At 40.5% G+C, this 412-nt stretch carries 1 protein-coding gene; it reads left to right on the top strand.

Annotation, left to right across the window (positions count from 1 at the left end; genetic code table 11):
* A partial coding sequence (locus EMN46_RS19195) for a zinc finger CCHC domain-containing protein (protein WP_154202618.1) occupies positions 1–412 on the top strand: 412 nt, incomplete at both ends.

Here is a 412-nt window from a genome sequence, read left to right as displayed (position 1 = left end):
CAAGGAACTGAAAAGTAAATCAGTTGCCTTATTATCTGCCGATCCAAAATCGGCAGGTAAATCAAAATTGGCAGGCAAGTCTGTGATTGTTTCTGATGACAGTGAAGAAGAAGAAACTGAAGCTAATCAATTCAATGTGGAAAATGAACTCAAGAACATGAATGACTCATTGGCACTCCTGACCATGAGGTACAAAAAGTTTTTGAGGAAACCCACATTTCAAGGGGGAGCGTCGAAAAATGATGGGAAGAAAGTCTTTCAAGAGAAAGAGTCAAAAACAAGGGTGATATGTTACCACTGTGACAGGCCTGGTCATTTTGCATCTGAATGCAGGCAACCACCTAGGAAGACTGATAAACCATCGGCAGAAAAGAATGAAGGCTACTACAAGGCCAAATATTTGAAGCTGAAA

It is taken from the genome of Ancylomarina sp. 16SWW S1-10-2 (assembly GCF_009669305.1).
Lineage (GTDB): Bacteria > Bacteroidota > Bacteroidia > Bacteroidales > Marinifilaceae > Ancylomarina.
Note: the sequence above shows the minus strand (reverse complement) of the source record. Positions and strands in the feature narration are given on the sequence as shown.